General features: G+C 72.4%; 19 protein-coding genes. 2 read left to right on the top strand and 17 right to left on the bottom strand.

The annotated features are described in order from the left end of the window. Positions 1–3 precede the first annotated feature (3 nt). Positions 4–1,017, top strand: a complete 1,014-nt coding sequence (locus ACYVQV_RS15560; RefSeq protein WP_461024246.1) for a 1-aminocyclopropane-1-carboxylate deaminase — start codon at positions 4–6, stop codon at positions 1,015–1,017. A 17-nt stretch (positions 1,018–1,034) separates the two neighbouring features. Here ACYVQV_RS15560 and aroB read toward each other — a convergent pair whose 3' ends face one another. Beyond that, positions 1,035–2,096, bottom strand: coding sequence for a 3-dehydroquinate synthase (aroB, locus tag ACYVQV_RS15555; RefSeq protein WP_461024245.1), 1,062 nt, complete (start codon positions 2,094–2,096; stop codon positions 1,035–1,037). 242 nt (positions 2,097–2,338) lie between these two features. Here aroB and ACYVQV_RS15550 point away from each other — a divergent pair, with 242 nt between their 5' ends. After that, on the top strand, positions 2,339–2,725 hold the full coding sequence (locus ACYVQV_RS15550) for a hypothetical protein (RefSeq protein WP_461024225.1): 387 nt from the start codon (positions 2,339–2,341) through the stop codon (positions 2,723–2,725). A 25-nt stretch (positions 2,726–2,750) separates the two neighbouring features. On the opposite strand, the gene ACYVQV_RS15545 is transcribed toward ACYVQV_RS15550, so the two are convergent. The 16 genes from ACYVQV_RS15545 to ACYVQV_RS15470 all read right to left on the bottom strand — a co-directional run bounded on the left by ACYVQV_RS15545 (position 2,751) and on the right by ACYVQV_RS15470 (position 19,543). Then, positions 2,751–3,260, bottom strand: a complete 510-nt coding sequence (locus tag ACYVQV_RS15545) for a shikimate kinase (RefSeq protein WP_461024224.1) — start codon at positions 3,258–3,260, stop codon at positions 2,751–2,753. A 23-nt stretch (positions 3,261–3,283) separates the two neighbouring features. Continuing rightward, the gene (gene aroC, locus ACYVQV_RS15540; RefSeq protein ID WP_461024223.1) at positions 3,284–4,486 is read right to left on the bottom strand and encodes a chorismate synthase; all 1,203 of its coding nucleotides are present in this window, start codon (positions 4,484–4,486) and stop codon (positions 3,284–3,286) included. Between the two features lie 93 nt (positions 4,487–4,579). After that, positions 4,580–5,425, bottom strand: coding sequence for a flagellar basal body-associated FliL family protein (locus ACYVQV_RS15535; protein ID WP_461024222.1), 846 nt, complete (start codon positions 5,423–5,425; stop codon positions 4,580–4,582). Between the two features lie 31 nt (positions 5,426–5,456). Further along, positions 5,457–6,215, bottom strand: a complete 759-nt coding sequence (locus ACYVQV_RS15530; RefSeq protein WP_461024221.1) for a hypothetical protein — start codon at positions 6,213–6,215, stop codon at positions 5,457–5,459. 2 nt (positions 6,216–6,217) lie between these two features. Next, complete coding sequence (locus tag ACYVQV_RS15525; protein ID WP_461024220.1) at positions 6,218–6,910, bottom strand: PilN domain-containing protein; 693 nt, start codon at positions 6,908–6,910, stop codon at positions 6,218–6,220. Then, the gene (gene pilM, locus ACYVQV_RS15520; protein WP_461024219.1) at positions 6,910–7,956 is read right to left on the bottom strand and encodes a type IV pilus assembly protein PilM; all 1,047 of its coding nucleotides are present in this window, start codon (positions 7,954–7,956) and stop codon (positions 6,910–6,912) included. Before pilM ends, ACYVQV_RS15525 begins: the two co-directional genes overlap by 1 nt. A 167-nt stretch (positions 7,957–8,123) precedes the next feature. Continuing rightward, positions 8,124–8,906 (bottom strand): prepilin peptidase, encoded by a 783-nt coding sequence (locus ACYVQV_RS15515; RefSeq protein ID WP_461024218.1) that lies wholly within the window; start codon positions 8,904–8,906, stop codon positions 8,124–8,126. 40 nt (positions 8,907–8,946) lie between these two features. Next, positions 8,947–10,743: a hypothetical protein gene (locus ACYVQV_RS15510; protein ID WP_461024217.1), complete on the bottom strand. Its 1,797-nt coding sequence runs from the start codon at positions 10,741–10,743 to the stop codon at positions 8,947–8,949. A gap of 1 nt (position 10,744) precedes the next feature. Beyond that, positions 10,745–11,431 carry a PulJ/GspJ family protein gene (locus tag ACYVQV_RS15505; protein WP_461024216.1) on the bottom strand — a complete coding sequence of 229 codons (687 nt, stop codon included), beginning with the start codon at positions 11,429–11,431 and terminating at the stop codon, positions 10,745–10,747. Further along, positions 11,428–12,732 (bottom strand): prepilin-type N-terminal cleavage/methylation domain-containing protein, encoded by a 1,305-nt coding sequence (locus tag ACYVQV_RS15500; RefSeq protein WP_461024215.1) that lies wholly within the window; start codon positions 12,730–12,732, stop codon positions 11,428–11,430. The genes ACYVQV_RS15505 and ACYVQV_RS15500 overlap by 4 nt, the downstream gene beginning before the upstream one ends. Before the next feature lie 26 nt (positions 12,733–12,758). Continuing rightward, positions 12,759–13,163, bottom strand: coding sequence for a prepilin-type N-terminal cleavage/methylation domain-containing protein (locus ACYVQV_RS15495; RefSeq protein WP_461024214.1), 405 nt, complete (start codon positions 13,161–13,163; stop codon positions 12,759–12,761). 77 nt (positions 13,164–13,240) lie between these two features. Next, positions 13,241–13,675: a type IV pilin protein gene (locus tag ACYVQV_RS15490; RefSeq protein ID WP_461024213.1), complete on the bottom strand. Its 435-nt coding sequence runs from the start codon at positions 13,673–13,675 to the stop codon at positions 13,241–13,243. A gap of 229 nt (positions 13,676–13,904) precedes the next feature. Further along, positions 13,905–15,128 (bottom strand): type II secretion system F family protein, encoded by a 1,224-nt coding sequence (locus tag ACYVQV_RS15485; RefSeq protein ID WP_461024212.1) that lies wholly within the window; start codon positions 15,126–15,128, stop codon positions 13,905–13,907. 11 nt (positions 15,129–15,139) lie between these two features. Continuing rightward, on the bottom strand, positions 15,140–16,645 hold the full coding sequence (locus tag ACYVQV_RS15480; protein WP_461024211.1) for a type IV pilus twitching motility protein PilT: 1,506 nt from the start codon (positions 16,643–16,645) through the stop codon (positions 15,140–15,142). A 229-nt stretch (positions 16,646–16,874) separates the two neighbouring features. Beyond that, entirely contained in the window at positions 16,875–17,777 is a 903-nt protein-coding gene (locus tag ACYVQV_RS15475; protein WP_461024210.1) for an EAL domain-containing protein, read from the bottom strand. Positions 17,778–17,878: 101 nt separating this feature from the next. Then, a complete protein-coding gene (locus ACYVQV_RS15470) occupies positions 17,879–19,543 on the bottom strand; it encodes a GspE/PulE family protein (protein ID WP_461024244.1) in 1,665 nt (554 codons plus the stop codon). Between the last annotated feature and the right edge of the window lie 8 nt (positions 19,544–19,551).

The raw sequence follows: 19,551 nt of genomic DNA, 5'->3' as shown, positions 1-19,551 counted from the left end.
GCCCTGGACGGGCTCCCCCGCCACCCGCTCCTGCTCGGCCCCTCCCCCGTGCACCCCCTCCCGCGGCTCACCGAGCACCTCGGTGGCGCGGCCCTGTGGGCCAAGCGTGAGGACCTGAACAGCGGCATCGGCTACGGCGGCAACAAGACCCGCAAGCTCGAGTACCTCGTCGCGGACGCCCTCGCGACGGGCTGCGACACCCTCGTCTCGATCGGCGGCGTCCAGTCCAACCACACCCGCCAGGTCGCGGCCGTCGCCGCCCACGTCGGGCTGCGGTGCGTCCTGGTGCAGGAGAGCTGGGTCGACTGGCCCGACCCGGTCTACGACAAGGTCGGCAACATCCTCGTCTCCCGGCTGGCCGGCGCCGAGGTGCACCTCGTGCGGGCCGGCTTCGACATCGGCCTGCGCGACAGCTGGCAGCAGGCGCTGCAGCAGGTGGAGGCGGACGGCGGACGGCCGTACGCGATCCCGGCCGGCGCCTCCGACCACCCGCTCGGGGGTCTGGGGTTCGCGGCCTGGGCCCGTGAGCTCGCCCGGCAGGAGGCCGAGCTCGGCGTCTTCTTCGACACCGTCGTCGTCTGCTCGGTGACCGGCAGCACGCAAGCCGGGATGGTGGCCGGGTTCGCGCGCCTCGAGGAGGAGGGCGCCCGTCCGCGCCGCGTCCTGGGCGTCGACGCCTCCGCGAAGCCGGCGCAGACGCGCGAGCAGGTGCTGCGGATCGCCCGGCGCACCGGTGAGCTCATCGGGCTGCGGCGCGAGCTCACCGCGGACGACGTCGAGCTGGACGAGCGGTACCACGCCGGCACCTACGGGATCCCCGACGAGGCGACCCTCGACGCGATGCGCCTGGCGGCGCGCACCGAGGGCGTGGTGACCGACCCGGTGTACGAGGGCAAGTCGATGGCCGCGCTGGTGGACCTCGTCGGCCGCGGGGAGATCGACCGCGGGGCCACGGTGCTGTACGCCCACCTCGGTGGGCAGCCGGCGCTGAACGGCTACAGCGCCCTCTTCTCCTGACGGCCCCGGCGCCGCGCTCAGTCGCGGGAGACCTCGGCGTACGCCGCCTGCAGCAGCGCGGGGTCGGGGCCCTCGAGCCGGGTGGGCCGCGCGACGTCGTCCAGCACGACGAACCGCAGCAGGTCACCGCGGGTCTTCTTGTCGCGGCGCATCGCGTCGAGCAGCTGCGGCCAGCGGTCCCCCCGGTACGTCAGCGGCAGTCCCAGCGAACCGAGCACCGTGCGGTGCCGGTCCACGACGGCCTCGTCGAGCCTCCCGGCGAGCCGGGCGAGCTCGGCGGCGAACACCATCCCGACGCTCACGGCCGCGCCGTGCCGCCACTGGTAGCGCTCGACGAGCTCGACCGCGTGCCCCAGCGTGTGCCCGTAGTTCAGCACCTCGCGCAGCCCTGACTCTCGCAGGTCCTGCCCGACGACGTCGGCCTTGACCCGGACCGCGCGCTCGACGAGCTCGCGGACGAGCCGCGAGTCGGGGTCGCCCGCAGCGTCCGGCTCCTGCTCGAGCCGGTCGAGGATGACCGGGTCGGCGATGAAGCCGCACTTGACGACCTCCGCCATGCCGGCGAGCAGGTCGTGCCGGGGCAGGGTGCTCAGCGTGGCCAGGTCGCACAGCACCCCGGCGGGTGGGTGGAACGCCCCGACGAGGTTCTTGCCCTCCGCCGTGTTGATGCCCGTCTTGCCGCCGACGGCGGCGTCCACCATCGCCAGCAGGGTGGTGGGGACCTGGACGACCTTCACCCCGCGCAGCCACGTCGCGGCGACGAAGCCGGCGAGGTCGGTCACCGCTCCCCCGCCGACGGCGACCACGGCGTCCGAGCGGGTGAACGACGCCTGGCCCAGGACCCCCCAGAGGAAGGCGGCGACCTGGGCGGTCTTGGCGCCCTCGTCGTCCGGCACCTCCGCGACGTAGGCCTCGAACCCCTGCGCCGCCAGGTCGTCGCGGACGGCCTCACCGGTGGTGCGCAGCGCCCGAGGGTGCACGACGAGGACGCGCTGGGACCCCTCCAGCAGGTCCGGCAGCTCGCCGAGCAGGCCCCGGCCCACCACCACGTCGTACGGGTGCTCGCCGTGCACCCGCACGCGCGTCGGGGCGTCCGGGACGTCGCCTGGCGCGGCGGCGTGGTCGGGGACGGGCTGCGTCGAGTCGGTCACCTGCGGGAGTCTAGGCAGCGGCACCGCGCCGCCCACGCCGCCGTGCCCTCACCGGGACGCAGGTCCGACCGGGCGATTCTGGTGACCAGGAGTGATGTCTTGCTGCGTGGAGTCACTGGGATCGCCGATGGTGTGGGGACCGGGCACGGTGCCCGGGCGGAAGGAGCACCATGCGCAAGACGATGTGCGCCCTGGGCCTGGCCGTGGCGGTCTCCGTCACCGGCGTCGCACCGGCGCTGGCCGCCAACGGCGTCCCCCAGCGGCCGGACGGGCCGGTCGTCCCGATCGAGCCGTCCGTGAACGGTGGCGACAACGGCTGGGGCAACTGCGGGCACAACTCCAGCGGCGGCAACCCCCCGGTGAAGACCGAGGAGCGGCGCGGCAACGGCGGGTACAAGAAGGGCGAGGCGTGCGGCACGGTCTCCACCGACCCGACCGACCCGACGGACCCGACCTACCCGACGGACCCGACCGAGCCCACCGACCCGACCGAGCCCACCGACCCGACCGGTCCCGGCGACCCGCTGGACCCGACCGACCCGGGCGACGCGGTCTGATCACGGCACCACGGGGCGGGGCAGGTCAGGAGGCGTCGGCGAGTCCGGTGAGGACGTCGTCGGCGACCTGCTCGGGGGACCTGCCGTCCGTGGCCACCGTGAGCGTCGCCACCGCCTCGTAGAGCGGGCGACGCGCCTCCATCAGGCGCAGCCACTGGGCCCTGGGGTTGCCGACGAGCAGCGGCCGGCTGGCGTTGAACCCGATGCGCCGGGAGGCGTCCGGCAGGCCCACGTCCAGGAAGACGACGCGCTGACCGGTGAGGACCTCCCGGGTGCGTTCGTCCAGAACAGCCCCGCCGCCCAGCGCCACGACCCCGTCGCACTCGACGAGGGCCCGGGCCACCGCCTGGCGCTCGAGCTCGCGGAACCGCGGCTCCCCGTCGTCGACGAACACGTCGGCGACCGTCTTTCCGGCGACCGCCTCGACGTCGGCGTCGGTGTCGCGCAGCGCCACCCCCCACCGCTCGGCGAGCAGCCGCCCGACGGTGCTCTTGCCCGCGCCGGGCGGGCCGACGAGCACCGCGCGCGGGCTCACGGCGCGGCCGGTCGGCCGGTCACTCACTGCGCCACCGTCCGCATGAGCTCTGGGACCTGGGCCAGGTAGCCCTCCACGTTGCGGCGGGTCTCCCGCACCGAGTCGCCCCCGAACTTCTCCAGCACCGCGTCGGCCAGGACGAGGGCCACCATCGCCTCGGCGACGACCCCCGCGGCCGGGACGGCGCACACGTCGGACCGCTGGTTGATGGCCTTGGCCGGCTCGCCGGTGCTCACGTCGACGGTCGACAGCGCCCGCGGGACGGTCGAGATGGGCTTCATCGCGGCGCGCACGCGGAGCACGTCGCCCGTGGACATGCCGCCCTCGGTCCCACCCGCCCGGCCGCTCAGCCGCCGGATCAGACCGTCGTCACCGCGCTCGATCTCGTCGTGCGCCTGGGACCCGCGCCGGCGCGCGGTGCGGAAGCCGTCCCCGACCTCCACGCCCTTGATCGCCTGGATGCCCATCAGCGCCCCGGCCAGACGCGCGTCGAGCCGCCGGTCCCAGTGCACGTGGCTCCCCAGCCCGGGGGGCAGCCCGTAGGCCAGCACCTCGACGACCCCACCCAGGGTGTCGCCGTCACGACGGGCGGCGTCGATCTCCTCGACCATCGCCGCCGACGTCTCGGGGTCGTGGCAGCGGCACGGGTCGTCGTCGAGCGGGGCGACGTCGTCCGGGCCCGGCAGCCGGGCGCCCTCGGGTGTCTCCACCGCCCCCACGGCGACGGTGTGGCTGACGAGCCGCACGCCGACGGCCTGCTCGAGGAACGCGGCGGCGACCGTGCCCAGGGCCACGCGCGCGGCCGTCTCGCGGGCGCTCGCGCGCTCCAGGATCGGGCGGGCGTCGTCGTGGTCGTACTTCTGCATCCCCACCAGGTCGGCGTGCCCGGGGCGCGGGCGACTGAGCGGCGCGTTGCGGGCCTGGCCGGCCAGGACGTCGGCGTCGACCGGGTCCGCGGCCATCACCGTCTCCCACTTGGGCCACTCGGTGTTCGCGACCTGCACCGCGACCGGACCGCCCTGGGAGACGCCGTGCCGGACACCACCGAGGAAGGTCACCTCGTCGGCCTCGAACTTCATCCGCGCACCACGGCCGTACCCCAGCCGGCGCCGGGCGAGCGCCCCGGCGACGTCGGAGGTGGTGACCCGCACACCCGCCGGGAGCCCCTCCAGGACGCCGACCAGCGCGGGGCCGTGGGACTCACCCGCGGTCAGCCAACGCAGCATGCGCCGATCCTCCCACGGTGGCCGGGGACGCCGGCGGGGGCGCCCAGTGCCTGGACGCCCCCGGTCGGGTCGTGCGGTGGATCGTGCGGAGCGTCAGAGCAGCGGGACGGCGGTCATCCACGCGAGCACGTGCCGCGTGTCGCCGAACTGGAGCTGGACGGTGTCCTCCCAGTTCGCCTGCTCCGCGGGCGTGTCGACGGTGTCGCCGTCCGCGGCCCCCAGCACCCGCGCCCAGGTGCCCGGCACGTCGGTGGCGTGCAGGGTCGGGGGCAGGGTGGCGGCCGGGTCCACGGTGACCGTGTAGAGCCGGAAGTCGTTGCCGACCCCCATCGCCACCGTGACGTCGAGGGTGTTCGGCGCCGCGCCCGGCGAGACCTCGGTCAGCACCGCGTACAGGGCCGAGGCGGCCTCGCCCTGCGGGCCCTGCCGGCCGTCGGCGCCCGCGGGGCCGCGCTCGCCGGCCGGACCGGCCGGCCCGGCGGGCCCGGGCTGACCGGAGCCCCCGGACCCCCCGGGCAGGCTGACGATGTTGCCGTCGTCGTCGGTGACGACCCCGCCTGAGGGCGTGCCGGCGTCCGGGACGGCGCCGGCAGGTGCACCCGCGCCACCCCCTGCCGCGGCCCCGCTGTCGCTGATCCGGGCGCGGAAGGGGTTGCGCCCGTTGAACTCCGCCAGGGTGGGCAGCGGGACCGGCTCCGCGGTGGGCTCGGCGGCCTGTGCGGTGGCCTGGGGCCGGGGGGCGGCCACGACGGGCTCGACCTCGTCCTCCCCGCCGGTCATCACCAGCGCGGCACCACCGAGCAGCACGGCCGCGGTGAGGCCACCGACGAGGCCGATGACGAGCTTGCGGTGGCCGCCGGGGCCTGCCGGCTCCACGTCCGCCGGGGCGGTCTCCGTCGGCGCCTGGGGGGCCGACTGACCGAACAGGTTCTGGCTCACGTGAGTGTCCTCCGTCTCGGGTCCGGCGCCGTCAGCTGTCAGCCGAGGCGGTGGACGGGGCTGGGGCGGCGGGAGCGTCCGTCGCGCCCTGGGCGGGCAGGGCGGGCGCCTCGACGGCGGCCTGCCGCAGGGCGAACACGCTGCCGCTGAGGGTCATGGTGACGTCACCGTTCGCGGTGGCAGGCCGGCCACCGGCGGCGTCAGCCGGCTCCATGGCGACCACGTTGAGGTTCTCGACCAGGAACGCCCGCGGCATGTCCGCCTGGACGCTCTTGAGGAAGACCTCCACCTCGAAGAAGCTGCCGAGCACCTCGATGCTCAGCGGGAAGCTGACCAGCAGGTCCGTCGGCGCCGCGGGTGCGACGGGAGCCGGCTCGACAGCCTCGCCGTCCGCAGCGTCGGCAGGAGCCGCTTCGGCCGCGGCCGGCGCCACTGCGGTAGGCACTGCCACGCCCTCCCCGGGCGCGACGGTCAGGAGCGTGACGCCCGCGGAGCTCGCCAGCCGGTCGAGGTCGCGCACCAAGGTCGGGAGCGCCGCATCCTCCGGCATCGCCTGCTGGATCGCCGCCAGCTCGGCCTGCCGGAGCGGAAGGTCCGCGAAGTCCGCACGCAGCTGCGCGACACGAGCCTGCAGGAGGTCGTTGGAGAACTGGGTGTCCTCCGTCTGCTGGCGCAGGTCGGCGGCCTCCGCGCGCTTGGGGGCGAGGACGAGGAAGTAGGCGGCGACGACGAGCAGCACGGAGAGCACCGCGGTGCCGATCACCCACAGGCGGGCCTTGGTCATGGCCATGGTCAGTTCGCCTTCTGGTCGAAGCGGTGGGACAGGGCGTCGCCGGTGACGACCGCATCCGAGGAGAACTCGACGATCGACTGGCCGCCGACCTCGGACAGAGTCGAGTTGGAGAACCCGGCGTCCGCGAAGCCGGGCGTTCCGGCGAGGACGTCCAGCCACGACGCGACGTCGGAGTGGGCCAGGGCCTTGCCGCTCACCGTGAGGCTGCCGACCCCGGGCGTGGCCAAGGGGTCGGCGCCGGCGACCGGTGCGACAGCCGTGGTCGGGCCTGCAACGGTCGCCGTGAGGTTGGTCAGCCAGACCTCCGCGGGGTAGGTCAGGGCCAGGTCGTTGAGGTAGCGGTACCAGAGCACGTCGTTGGCCATCGCCGTGGCCTGGGCGCTCTTGGCGGAGTCGACCTGCGCCATGATCCGCGGCACCTCGGCGTACTCGGACTCCTCGGCGCGCAGGACGTCCGTGCGGGCCTGCTCGGCGGCGAGCTCGTCCGCGGCGGCGTCCGTCTGCCCGGCGAGGACGACGTAGCCGGCGCCCAGCGCCGCGAGGACGGCGACGACGCAGCCGCCCATGGCGAGCTGGGTGCGCCGCAGCCGGCGGGCCTCGTGCACCTCGTCGGGCAGCAGGTTGACCCGCGGCACGGTGTAGGTGACGACACCGTGCTCGAGGCCGGTGTCACGGTCGGTGTGGATGCTCATCAGGCGGCTCCGAGCGCGAGGCCCACCGGGACGGCGGACAGGGGCTGGACGAGGGAGAGCTGGCGGTCGTCGAGGCCGGTCCTGCCGATGCGCAGCGAGGCCATCGGGTCGCCGCTCGAGACCGGCAGGCGGGTGGCCTGACCCAGGCGGTCGGACAGGCCCTTGAGCAGGGATCCGCCGCCGGACAGGACGATCCGCTCGACGGGGTGCGAGGGGTTGGACGCGGCGTAGTAGTCGAGCGAGCCGCGGATCTCGTCGACGAACGACTGCGCGGTCACCTCGACGGCGCGCGACGCCGCGCTGGTCTCCGGCGGGCCGCCGAGCACCCCGAGCTGCTGCTTGAGGCCCTCGGCCTCGGCGAGCGGGACCCCCAGGCGCTCGGACACGGCGTCGGTCACGTCCTGACCGCCCATGAGCAGGATCCGGACGAACCGGGGGACTCCGCCGGAGTGCACGACGATGTTGGTGACCCGCGCGCCCACGTCGACGAGAGCCTCCGTCTCGGCCTCCGTGGCGGCGCGGCGGCCGACCGAGCGCAGCACCGCGAACGACGTCAGGTCCACCATGGTGGGGTCCAGGCCGGCCCGCTGCGCGCAGCGCACGTTGGCGAGCACCGTCTCCCGTGAGGCGGCCACGAGCAGGCCCCGGACGACCGGGGAACCGTTGCTCGTCACGGTCTCCAGGGGGTGGAAGTCGAGGACGGCCTGCTCGACCGGCATCGGGAGCAGGTCCTGCACCTGGAACGGCAGCGCCTTCTTCAGGTCAGCCGTGGGCATCTGGGGCAGCTCGACCTGGCGCACGATGACGCGCTGGTTGGCGATGCCCATCACGACCTTCTTGCTGGTGAACCGCGTCGCGGCCCACAGGTCCTTCAGCGCGGCGGTGACGACGTCGGCGTCGATCACCTCGCCGTCGCGGACGGCGCCGTCGGGCACCGCGACCTGGCCGAACTTCTCGAGCGTCACCCCGTCCTTGCCGAACCTCAGCTCCGCGGCGCGCACGCCGGAGGTCCCGATGTCGAGACCGATGGCGGTTCGTCCAGCCACGTCGACTCCCCTTCCGCGACGGTGCCGGGTGGCACCTCGACCACGGCAGCCGGTGCTGCCGTCCTCAGGGTCGATCGGAGCGGTGCGGTCCGCCCTTGAGTGCCGCAGGCGCTGTGCCGGTCGGCGGGAGCGGCGCTTCCCCCGTTCGGCCTACGGCCGCGGCGCGCTCACAGTCCGACGAGGCCCAGGTACCCGTCGGCGACCCGCTCGCCGGCCAGGAGGCCGACCCAGGCCCCGGCGAGCATGAACGGCCCGAACGGCACCTTGGTCTTGCGGCCCGCGCGGCCCAGCACGACCAGGACGGCGCTGAAGAGCCCGCCGAGCAGGAACGCGGCGAAGCCCCCGACGGCCAGCGCTGGCCAGCCGACCCAGGCCAGGTACCCGCCGAGGACGCCGGCGAGCTTGACGTCGCCGAAGCCCATGCCCGAGGGGTACGCGAGGGCCAGCGCGAAGTAGGCGGCGTAGAGCACCACCCCGCCCAGCGCGGTGCGCACCAGCTGGCCCGGCTCTCCGCCGAGCAGGGACGGTACGCCCAGCAGCACGGCCCCGACGACGTAGGACGGCAGGACGATCGCGTTCGGCAGCCGGTGCACGTCGAGGTCGATCAGCGCCAGCGCGACGCTGACCGCCGCGAGGTAGAGGAACGCCGGCAGGTGCCAGGACGGCCCCGCCCACCAGGCGACGCCGGCGAAGGCGGCCGCCGTACCGAGCTCGACGAGGGGGTAGCGGACGCTGATGGGCGCGTGGCAGTCGCGGCACCGGCCCCTCAGGAGCAGCCACGACAGCACGGGGACGTTGTCCCGCGGCCGGATCGGGTGACCGCACCGCGGGCACCCGCTGGCGGGCGAGACGACGGACTCGCCGCGGGGGACCCGCCACACGACGACGTTGAGGAAGGACCCGACCGCCAGCCCCAGCACGGCGCACAGCGCGACGACGAGGGCGGTCACGGCTGAACCCTAGACCGCCCCCGCCGCCGCGGGTGCCACGTCACTCGCTGAACCCGACGATCCCCCACGCCGCACCTGCCGGCTCGAGGAAGTAGGGCGGCGGAAGGCTGATGAGCCGGGTGTCGTAGACGTAGTCCTTGAGGTAACCGGCGTCGCCCTGGCCCACAGCACCACGGTGCTTCTGGTAGATGCCTCCGCGGACCTGGAGGTCGCCGAGGTGGCCACCGCGCTGGTAGTTCTGGACGGTGAAGGAGTTGTCTACCGAGAGAATCGCGGCGTCGATGCGAATGTCGCGGGGGGTACCGGGCAGGTCGACGTACCCGTCGGGCGCGCAGCCGACCGTGCTCGGCAGCGACTGACCGCACCTGACGGGGTGGTAGACCTTGACCGAGCCCTGTGCGACGAGGCCGAGCACGTCCGTCACCGCGGAGTTGATGACGGAGCCGTTCCAGACCTCCTGGCTGTACTTCACGTCGTCGGTGACGACGATGTCGCGCTGGCTGGCGATCGTCAGCTGCCCCTTGAGGGTGCCTTCGAGGAACACGTCCCCGGCACGGCAGTCGTACGGCGTGATGTCGTCGCTGCGCAGCGGGTAGGCCGTGGGTTTGCCGGTGCAGCTGGCGGTCGACGACTTGACGAACACCACGCCGTTCTCCGGGAGGGCTCGGCCCCCTCCGACCCCGCACGTCCCCCCGCCCGGCGTCAGCGGGCTCGTGACGTCCATCGTCCCGTTGCTCTTCAGGACGATCCGCGTCGGGCCGACGTACACGCATCCCCCGGCTTCCGCCGCCGACTGGATCGCCTGGTTGCTCGGTGGCATGTCCACCTTGCGTGTCGCGGACGTCGGCACGTAGCCATCAGGGTGCGGCGCGGCGGTCGAACCGTTCTTGCGGTAGGCGCCGTTCACCGGTGCGGCTGGGGAGTACGACGGCTGCCAGTAGGTCTCGGTCTTGCCGTAGAAGCGCGGTCCGATGCCGTTGCGGTTCAGCAAGAGCATGGCGTCGTTGGTGTACATCGGGCCCTTGATGTCGTCCCCACCGACGAAGTTGATGTCGCAGGACCGCGCCTGGCTGTACCAACCCGTGTGACTCTGGCGATCGGTGCCGTTGCTCCGCGTGGAGACGAGGCGGTACCGCTCGGAGTACTCGCTGCGAGCGCCTGTCGCGGGCGGCACGGAATAGTAGTAGCGCTTGCATGCATCGGCTGCGGCAGCAGACACGCCCTCCCACTCGTAGGCGTACACGCGACCGTTCCGGTACACGTTGGTGTAGTACTCGGAGTACTCGGTTCGGGGCGGGTAGTTCTCGACAACCACTGACGGTGAGCTGGATTCCTTGTCGGTGTAGTAGATGAACTCCAGGAAGCTCTTCTTGCGGAGATCGACTGTGATGCTCCGGCGCACCTCGTTGACCTCGCCGTCGACCTGGACCCGGATCAACCCGGGCGTGGTGGCGGGCGTGCTCACCAACGCGTACCGGTAACGAGCGGGGAAGGTGCCGCCCGAGCCCGGAACCGTCGCCCAGCGATTGCTCTGCGGACCGCCCTCGGCGCCGTCCCAGCAACCCAGCTCCGCGGCGGGGTCGGCACAGAACTTGGCGCTCGTCCAGTACGCGTCGTCGTTGTTGAGCCGACTCAGCACGTCGTCGGCACCCGCCTGAGCGGCGGCGAGCGCTGCAGCGTAGTCCTGCGCGTGGCGGCTGCTGGGGATCGCGTTGACGGCGAACGCGGTGACCGTGAGGACGAACAGCGCCAGCACGAACATCGTTCCGATGACGGTGACCATGGCGAAGCCCTCGTCGGTCCGGGCCTCCGGCCGCCGGGCGCGCATCAGGCGCATCTCAGATCTCCTTGTTGAGCAGGGTCACCCTCGAGACGACCGTGGTCTCGTTGGTGCGCTTGGACGAGCTCTGGGCGGCCACCCAGACCTCCACCGCCTCGATGCTCTCGCGAGCCGTCCCCGTGACAGCCCCCCCGGCGGTGGGCAGGCTGGTGATCGCCCTGCCGGTGCTGTCGGTGTACGTGTCACCGGCAGCGAGGTAGGTGAAGAGAGGCACCACGCCTGCTCCCGACCTGAGGTTGGTGCCGATGATCCGGGTGCTGCCGGTCCCCGGCCACGTCGTACCGGTGGGGCCGGCCGCCGGCATCGTCGTCCGCAGTCGGAGCGTCCCGTCCTGCAACCAGATCTCGACCTTGCGGGGCGGCTGGTCCACCGAGGGGTAGCTGCCTCGGTTGTCCAGCGCGGCGTAGAACACCACACGGTTCTGCTGGGCGACCTCGAAAGCCACCAAGGGCCCGTCACCGTCCGGGTCCACCGCGGTCCGCAACGCCTTCGTGGTGTTCTCCAGCGCCACCTTGGCCTGCAGGCTGTCCCGTTGTCGCGACTCCGAGGCGAACACGGCACCGGTCCCCTGGACGAAGGTCATGACGAGCATGGCACCGATCACCATGAGGAGCGTCATCACGACCATGAGCTCGACGAGGGTGAAGCCCGCGTCCCGCTCGTCCACCGCAGAGGTCCCGCTCATGACGTCGTCACCACCACAGGGCTCCCGTTGTCCCAGTACTGCCCGCCGACCAGGGTCACCGGCGCACTGACCTTCCTCGTGCTGCCCTTCACGGCCTCGAACTCCCAGGTACCCGCCGGCAGCGAGATCTTGACGGCGCCGGCGTTGCTGGTGCCTGTGGTCCCGGGCAGGACGAAGCGCTCCGTCGAGCACCCGCGGTTCACGGCGGTGACGGTCCACCCGCTGTCGAACGACCCGGTGCTGCGCTTGGTGACGACGTCGACCGCCGCCAGAGGCGGCAGGCTCGCTACCGCACTGCCGCCAGGTGCCGGCGTGATCGACGCCGGCGTCGGGGGACGGGATCCGGCGCACGTCCCGGCCCAGGCCCGATAGCCGTCCTCGAAAGGGAAGACGGAGGTGCGGGCTCGCTGGTCACCGGACGCCGTCACGCAGGGCGTGCTGCCGCAGACGGGGTTGGGCTGATCCCCAACCAGGGTCGAGGTGCTGGAGAGGGTGACTCCCAGACCGGCGGGCACGACGTGCGCCGAGGTCACTCCTGGGGCGCTCGCCCGGCGCACCGTGAGCGTCACCGTCGCGGCACGGTCGTAGACGAAGCCCGGATCCTTGGTGACTTCCCCGGCAGTGACCTGGATCGGGCTGCGAGCGCTCTGCTGCAGACCGGTCCGGTCGACGTAGCCGGGGACGTTGATCGTCGCCGCGTACGCGGCACCGGGTGCGAGGCCGGAGAAGATGGCGCATCCGTCGGCCTGCGTCTCGACGGTTCGGCCGGCGAGCGTGACCGGCACGCCGCGAAGCGGCTCACCGAGCCGGTCGCTGACCGGCACCGTGACGATGCCGAGGCCGCTCTCGAGCCCCAGGATGGGCAGCGCCTTCGTCGTCTCGCTCAGCACCGGCGCGACGGCGCCCATCCCGTCCCAGGAGGCGGAGACGCGGATGCGCTTGAACGCTGCCTTGCCACTCGACCCGGAACAGGCGCTCCCCGTCCCGCCGACGGTGTCGTAGCTGGTCGTGACGTCGAGGTAGTAGCGCATGCCATCGACGTCGACCGTCTCGCGCGGGAGCCTTCCGTCCGGGATCTCTGTCGCCAGCAGACCCCGCAGGGTCTCGACCTTGCGCGCCACGAGGTTCGCCGCGACGACGCGACCCTCGTTCGCGCGAGTCGTCTTCACGGCACTGATGAGCGCCAGGCCCGTGGAGGCCGCGAGGATCATGAACAGCACGAACGCGACGAGCACCTCAGCGAGGCTGAACCCGTCGTCCTCCTGGGCTCGTCGAGCGAGCCGGTTCCGCAGGTTGCGCATGAGTGTCTCCGTGGGCGAAGGGGCGATCAGCAGCTCAGCGATCCGAGGGCACCCACCTCGACCCGGCCCTCGTCGCTGTCGTACCGGAGCTCGGTGTCGGGGAGTTGCTGGTGGCGGCCGATGACGCAGTACGCGGAGGGGGTCGCGGTGATCCTCAGGCGCGTCCACTCCCCCAGGCGGAGCCCCTCGGCGTCCAGGTGCGTACTGCTCTCCGTCGCGCCGTCGAGGTCCGTCAGGTCGTGGTTCGTTCCCGACGCCCACCCCTCGATCGCCACGGCCGTATTGCGCATGTCCTGGATGACGTTCGCCTCGTTCGCCTTGTCCCGCTGGGACAGGTACGTGGGGAGGGCGACCGCCGCGAGGATCCCGACGATGACGACGACGACCAGGATCTCGACGAGCGTGAAACCGCTCTCGCGGGTGTCGGTCATCGGTCCTCCTTCGGTAGGACGCGGGAGCGGCGCCGGCGCAGTTCGCACCGGCGCCGCTCCTGTGGCGTGCGACTGGATCAGGCGCAGGCCGAGACGGAGCCCTCGATCTTCTGCGGCTTGCCGACCGTGGAGTCGAGCTTGAAGTCGACCGCGTTGGTGGTGAGCTTGTCGTGGTTGGCGTTGATGCAGTAGCCCGTCGTGCTGGTGCCCAGGACAGCGAGGGTGACGCCGTCGGAGGTCTTGAAGGCGTAGTCGCCGGCGCCCGGGGTGGCAGCGCCGGTGCCCGTGACGGCCGCGTACGTGCCCTTGTCGGAGAAGTACGTCTCCATGACGGTGGCGGCGTTGCGCAGGTCGGACTGGGCAGCGCGCTCCCAGGCCTTCTCACGCTGGTTCAGGAAGGTCGGGATCGCGATCGCGGCGAGGATGCCGATGATGATCACGACGACCAGGAGCTCGATGAGGGTGAAGCCACCCTCGTTCTCCTCCTTGGCCTTACGGATGCGAGCGAGCATCTGCATGGTCCTTTCGAGACTGTGGTGAGCCGGCGCCGGTGGCCCCGGCTGAGGTGTGGCTCGTTGACACTGTGGTTATCGGGCCGTGGGCGCCCGGGTTGAGCCCTCGCCCGCCCGGAGTTGGAGCCGTCACCCGATCGGGTGCACGCCGTCCGCGACCGGTGTCACAGCACGACGCAGGGGGCCTGGCCGAGTGGCCGGACCCCCTGTGGCGCAACGCGTCGAGCGACTACTGGATCAGCTCGAAGATCTTGAAGATCGGCATGTAGAGGGCGACGATCATGCCACCGACCAGGCCTCCGAGGACGGCGATCATCAACGGCTCCATGAGGGCCGTCAGGGACTCCGTGGTCGCCTCCACCTCGTCGTCGTAGAAGTCGCTGAGCTTCATCAGCATCGTGTCCAGCGCGCCCGTGTCCTCACCGACGGCGAGCATCTGCACGACCATCGAGGGGAAGACCTTGTGGTTCTCCAGCGGACCGGCGAGCGACTCGCCGTTGCGCACGCTGACCTGGACATCCCGTACGGCCTTGGCCAGCACCTCGTTGCCCGTCGTGTCGGCCACGATGTCGAGGGCCTGCAGGATGGGCACGCCGGCCCGGACCATGGCGCCGAGGTTGCGCGCGAAGCGGCTGAGGGCGACCTTGCGGAACAGCTCGCCGAACACCGGTGTCTTGAGCTTGAGGGGGTCGACGGCGTTCCTGACCCCCTGCCTGTTCTTGATCCTCGACCACACCACGGCCAGGACGACCAGGGTGACCACGGTGGTCGGCGCGAACCAGGCCATCTGCTCGCTGAGGAAGACGAGCACCTTCGTCGGCGCGGGCAGCTCCCCTCCGAAGTCGTCGAACATCTTCGCGAAGACCGGGACGATGAAGATGAGCATCCCGCCGACCGCGAGCACGGCCATGATCAGCACCACGACGGGGTACGTCATCGCCGACTTGATCTTGCCGCGCAGCTTGACCTCGGCCTCGAAGTTGTCGGCGAGCTGGAGCAGCACCGTGTCGAGGAAGCCCCCGACCTCGCCGGCCCGGCACATGTTCACCATGAGCGGTGGGAAGACGTTGGGGTGCTTGGCGAGGGCGACGGAGAGGGCGGCGCCGGTCTCGACGTCCTGACGCACCTCCCCCAGCACCTTGGCCAGCCCGGTGCTCTCGGTCTGCTCGGCCAGGATGGTCAGCGCCCGCATCAGCGACAGGCCGGAGCTGATCATCGTCGCGAACTGGCGCGACATGATCGCCAGGTCCTTGAGCTTGACCCGGTTGCCGCCGGGCAGCGTCAGCTCCCGGTTCATCCCCTGCCCGGTCTCCTTGACCGACAGGGGGGCGTAGCCCATGCCCTTGAGCCGGGTCACGAGCGCCGCCTCGTTGGCGGCCTCGAGCTTGCCCGTGACCGTCTGACCGCGACGGTCGCGGACGGCGTACTCGTAGGTCTTCGTCGCAGTAGCCATTGACCCGCTCCTCAGCCTCGGCCGGTCAGCCGGTTGAAGTCCTCGACGTGGTGGCACTTCTCGAGGCCGTGCTCGTAGGTGATCTTGCCGATGCGCACGAGCTCGGCCAGGTGCTGGTCGAGGGTGTGCATCCCGTGCTGCGCCCCGGCCTGCATGGCCGAGTAGATCTGGTGCGTCTTGCCCTCGCGGATGAGGTTGCGGATCGCCGGGGTGGCGACGAGCACCTCCGTGGCGACCACTCGGCCGCGACCGTCCGCCGTCTTGCACAGGGTCTGGCAGACGATGCCCTGGATGGCGCCCGCGAGCATGACCCGCACCTGCTGCTGCTGGTCGGCCGGGAACACGTCGATGACGCGGTCGATCGTCTGCGCGGCGTCCTGGGTGTGCAGGGTCGCGTAGACCAGGTGGCCGGTCTCGGCGGCGGTCAGCGCGACGGAGATCGTCTCCAGGTCCCGCATCTCGCCGACGAGGATGATGTCGGGGTCCTGTCGCAGCACGTGCTTGAGCGCGCTGGCGAAGGACCGCGTGTCCTCCCCCACCTCGCGCTGGTTCACCAGGCAGCTCTTGTGCCGGTGCAGGAACTCGATCGGGTCCTCGACGGTCATGATGTGGTCGTGCCGGGTCCGGTTGGCCAGGTCGACCAGGGACGCGAGCGTCGTGGACTTGCCGGACCCCGTGGGCCCGGTGACGAGCACCATCCCCCGCGGCAGGCCGGCGAAGTTGCTGACCGCCGGCGGGACACCGAGGTCCTCCAGCGGCTTGATCTCGTAGGGGATCATGCGCATCGCCGCACCGAGCGACTCGCGCTGCTGGTACAGGTTGACGCGGAACCGCGCCCGGCCCGGCAGCGCGTAGGCGAAGTCCAGCTCGAGCTCCTCCTCGAACCGCTCCCGCTGCTTCTGCGTGAGGATCGCGTAGAGCACCCGCTGCAGGACGCCCGGCGTCAGCTTCGGGTACTGCTCGAGCGCCTGCAGGCCACCGCGCACGCGCACCATCGGGTGCGCGCCGTTGGTCAGGTGCAGGTCGGAGGCGCCCATGTCGAGCATCACCCCGAGCACCTCGGCGAGGTTCATGTCCCCCTCGCCGACCTGGGTCTCGGTCGTGGACCGCGCGTAGCTGCCGGCCGGCGCGGCGCTCTCCTCCAGGCCCACGTGGGTCGGCGCCGGCGGCGCGGGCCGCTGCGCGGCCCGGGTGGCCGGGGCAGGGGCGACGGGGGCGGTGTGGGCAGGGGCGGAGGGGCCCGCAGCCTGCGCCGCGTACGACGCCGTCGGCGCCTGCGCGGGCGTGCCCGCGGTCACCGGCGGCATCCCGGTCGGCGCACCGCCGGGGGTGCCGAGCGACGGGTAGGAGGACGGCGTCGGGCCGGGCGACGGCGCCGCGTGGTGACCGCCGCCGTGGGTGGCGCTGAAGAACTCGCTCGCGGCGCTGGAGGGCACGCCCGTGCCGTCCTCGCGGAAGGCGAAGTGCTCGGGGGTGTACCCCTGGCCGCCCGCCCTGCCCTGGTTGGCCGTGTCCACGGCGCTCCCCTCGTTCTGCCTGCCCTCGTGCGTGGCTCGGTCGTGACCTGCTGCTGCGCGGTCGGCGCACGGTCCGCCTGCGGACCGGACGCGCTGCCCGTGCCTGACCATCGGGACGGCCGCGTCCCGTCTTGAGGCGCGGGGACCGGACCGGCCCCCGGCTCCGGGGCCGTCACCCGTCCGGCGCAGTGGCGCGGCAGGGACCACCCGGCGTCGTCGTCGGGCGCCGTCAGCGTTCGGCGAGGCCCTCGAGCACCCGGCCCAGCGAGTCGGGCTCCAGGACCTTGCGCTCGGCCGCGTCGACGACCGCACCGGCCTCCGCGGACGCCGCCGGGCGGCGGCGCACCGTCAGCCCCGGTCCCTTCGCCGGCCTGCGACGACCGTGCACCAGGGCGCTGGCCTGGGGGGACAGCTCCGTCATCACCACGTCGGGTCGTCCGAGCAGGTAGCCCTGGGCCATCGCGGCGCGGGAGCCGGAGACCGTCCACAGGTCCTCGGCGCCCTCGACGACGGTCACGACGACGTCCGCCCCGAGCTCCTGGCCGTACCGGGCGATCGAGTGCGCGAGCTCGGCGCGGGCCACGTCCGTGGCACCACCCTCGAGGCCCGACCGCACCTTCACGACGTCCGGTCGCACCTGCTGCAGCGACGTCAGCGCCTGCTCCCAGGGGCCGACGTGCACGGCCACCAGCACGCCCAGCCGGCGCAGCGGGGCGAGCACGTCGACCAGCCCCGTGACGTCGCCCAGCGGCAGCGGGTCGGTGATCTCCAGCAGCAGCCGGCGGGCGTCGTCCCCGGTGCCGGACAGCATCTCGGTGGTGCGCGGGTCGGCCACGGCAGCCAGCGACAGGTTGACGGCGAGGAAGCGCGAGCGGGGCACCGAGGGCAGCCGCTCGACCGCGTGCCGGACGACGACCAGCTCCAGCTCGACGCCGAGACCGCGGTCCCGGGCGTGCTCGAACCACACCCGCGGGTCCTGCGACCCGGGCAGGCGGGTGAGCGCCTCGTACCCGACCAGCTCGCCCCGCTCGAGGTCGACGATCGGCTGGTACACCAGGCTGAGCAGGTGGGGGTGGGCGAGGACCTCGTCCACCAGGTCCACGGGGTGCTCGGCCCTCGGCTGCGTCGTCACGTGCTCCTCACCACCCTGCTCGTCGGTCCTGACGACCGGTCCTGGTGGCCGGTCCGTGGTGGGCGGCCCCGGTGGCCGGCCCTGCTGGTGCGTGCCCGTCGTCACGCGACGACGCGCAGGATCTCCTCGATCGAGGTCACGCCGTCGATGACCTTGTGCCAGCCGTCGTTGCGCAGGGACACCATCCCCTGGCGCTGCGCGACGGAGGCGATCTCGGCGGCCGACGCGCGTGCCACGGCCAGCCGTTCGAGGTCCTCGGTCACCGTCATCACCTCGTGCAGCGCCAGCCGGCCCTTGTAGCCGGTCTTCGCGCACGCCGGGCAGCCGACGGGACGGAACAGCTCGGGCACCGGCTCCCCCGGCAGCCACGGGAACTGCGCCGCGGCGAGCTCCTGCTCGGTCGGCTGGTACGGCTCCTTGCACTTGCCGCACAGGCGGCGCGCGAGGCGCTGCGCCAGCACGGCGTCCAGCGCCGACCCGACGAGGAAGGGCTCGATGCCCATCTCGGTGAGCCGGGTGACCGCGGACGGCGCGTCGTTGGTGTGCAGGGTCGAGAGCACGAGGTGCCCGGTGAGGGCCGCCTCGACGGCGATCTGCGCGGTCTCGTGGTCGCGGATCTCGCCGATGAGGACGACGTCGGGGTCCGATCGCAGGATGGAGCGCAGTGCGCTGGCGAACGTCAGGCCGGCCTTGGCGTTGACCTGCACCTGGTTGATGCCGGGCAGCCGGTACTCGACGGGGTCCTCGACGGTGATGACGTTGATCTCCGGCCTGCTGACCAGGTTGAGCGTCGCGTACAGCGTCGTGGACTTGCCGGAGCCGGTCGGCCCGGTCACCAGGATCATCCCGTAGGGCTTGGTGAACGAGGTCTCGAAGCGGCGGAAGTTGTCGTCGGTGAACCCCAGGTCCGCGAGGTCGAGCCTCGCCGTGGAGTTGTCCAGGATCCGCATGACGACCTTCTCGCCCCACACCGTCGGCAGGCTGGCCACCCGCAGGTCGACCTTCTTGCCGTGCGCGTTGACGGACAGCCGGCCGTCCTGCGGCTTGCGCCGCTCGGCGATGTCCATCTCCGCCATGATCTTCAGCCGGCTGATCACGCCGGACTGGATCTGCTTGGGCGAGCGCATCACCTCGTGCAGCACGCCGTCGATGCGGTACCGGACCCGCAGCTCGTGCTCGCCCGGCTCGATGTGGATGTCCGATGCGCGGTCCTGGACGGCCTGGGTGATGAGCAGGTTGACGTACTTGACGATCGGGGCGTCCTCGACGATCTCCCGCACGTGGGAGAGCTCGTCCTCGTCGTGCTCGGACTCCAGGGCGTTGGTGATGTCGTCCAGGTCGGCGTCGGCGCGGCAGTACCGGTTGATCGCGTTGAGGAGGTCGTCGCGGGTGGCGACGACGGGGCGCACGTCCATCCCGGTGAAGGACCGGATGTCGTCCAGCGCGAACACGTTGCCCGGGTCGGCCATCGCCAGCACGAGCCGGCCGTCGTCGTAGCCGACGGGCAGGACGGTGTGCCGCCGGCAGACGGCCGCGGTCACGCGCGCGACGGCGGAGCCGTCCACGGGGTGGTCGGTGAGGTCGACGAACTCCAGGCCGATCTGCTGGGCCAGCGACGCCACGAGCTGGGCCTCGGTGAGCACCCCGTGCTCGACGAGGATCCGGCCGAGCGGGCGGCCGACCCGGTGGTGCTCGTCGAAGGCGGCCGTCAGCTGGCTCTCGGTGACGAGCCCCTCCTCCAGCAGGATGTCGCTGAGCTGCTTCACACCCGCGC

The sequence above is a fragment of the Thalassiella azotivora genome (genome assembly GCF_054781695.1).
The sequence above is the reverse complement of the archived record's forward strand: the minus strand, read 5'-3'. Positions and strand labels throughout refer to the sequence as shown.

Excerpts from the sequence above, each read along its gene's own strand:
- ACYVQV_RS15550 (WP_461024225.1), top strand. The coding sequence starts at position 2,339 with ATGCGCAAGACGATGTGCGCCCTGGGCCTGGCCGTGGCGGTCTCCGTC.
- aroC (WP_461024223.1), bottom strand. The coding sequence starts at position 4,486 with ATGCTGCGTTGGCTGACCGCGGGTGAGTCCCACGGCCCCGCGCTGGTC.
- ACYVQV_RS15530 (WP_461024221.1), bottom strand. The coding sequence starts at position 6,215 with ATGGCCATGACCAAGGCCCGCCTGTGGGTGATCGGCACCGCGGTGCTC.
- ACYVQV_RS15525 (WP_461024220.1), bottom strand. The coding sequence starts at position 6,910 with ATGAGCATCCACACCGACCGTGACACCGGCCTCGAGCACGGTGTCGTC.
- ACYVQV_RS15510 (WP_461024217.1), bottom strand. The coding sequence starts at position 10,743 with ATGCGCCTGATGCGCGCCCGGCGGCCGGAGGCCCGGACCGACGAGGGC.
- ACYVQV_RS15505 (WP_461024216.1), bottom strand. The coding sequence starts at position 11,431 with ATGAGCGGGACCTCTGCGGTGGACGAGCGGGACGCGGGCTTCACCCTC.
- ACYVQV_RS15500 (WP_461024215.1), bottom strand. The coding sequence starts at position 12,732 with ATGCGCAACCTGCGGAACCGGCTCGCTCGACGAGCCCAGGAGGACGAC.
- ACYVQV_RS15495 (WP_461024214.1), bottom strand. The coding sequence starts at position 13,163 with ATGACCGACACCCGCGAGAGCGGTTTCACGCTCGTCGAGATCCTGGTC.
- ACYVQV_RS15490 (WP_461024213.1), bottom strand. The coding sequence starts at position 13,675 with ATGCTCGCTCGCATCCGTAAGGCCAAGGAGGAGAACGAGGGTGGCTTC.
- ACYVQV_RS15485 (WP_461024212.1), bottom strand. The coding sequence starts at position 15,128 with ATGGCTACTGCGACGAAGACCTACGAGTACGCCGTCCGCGACCGTCGC.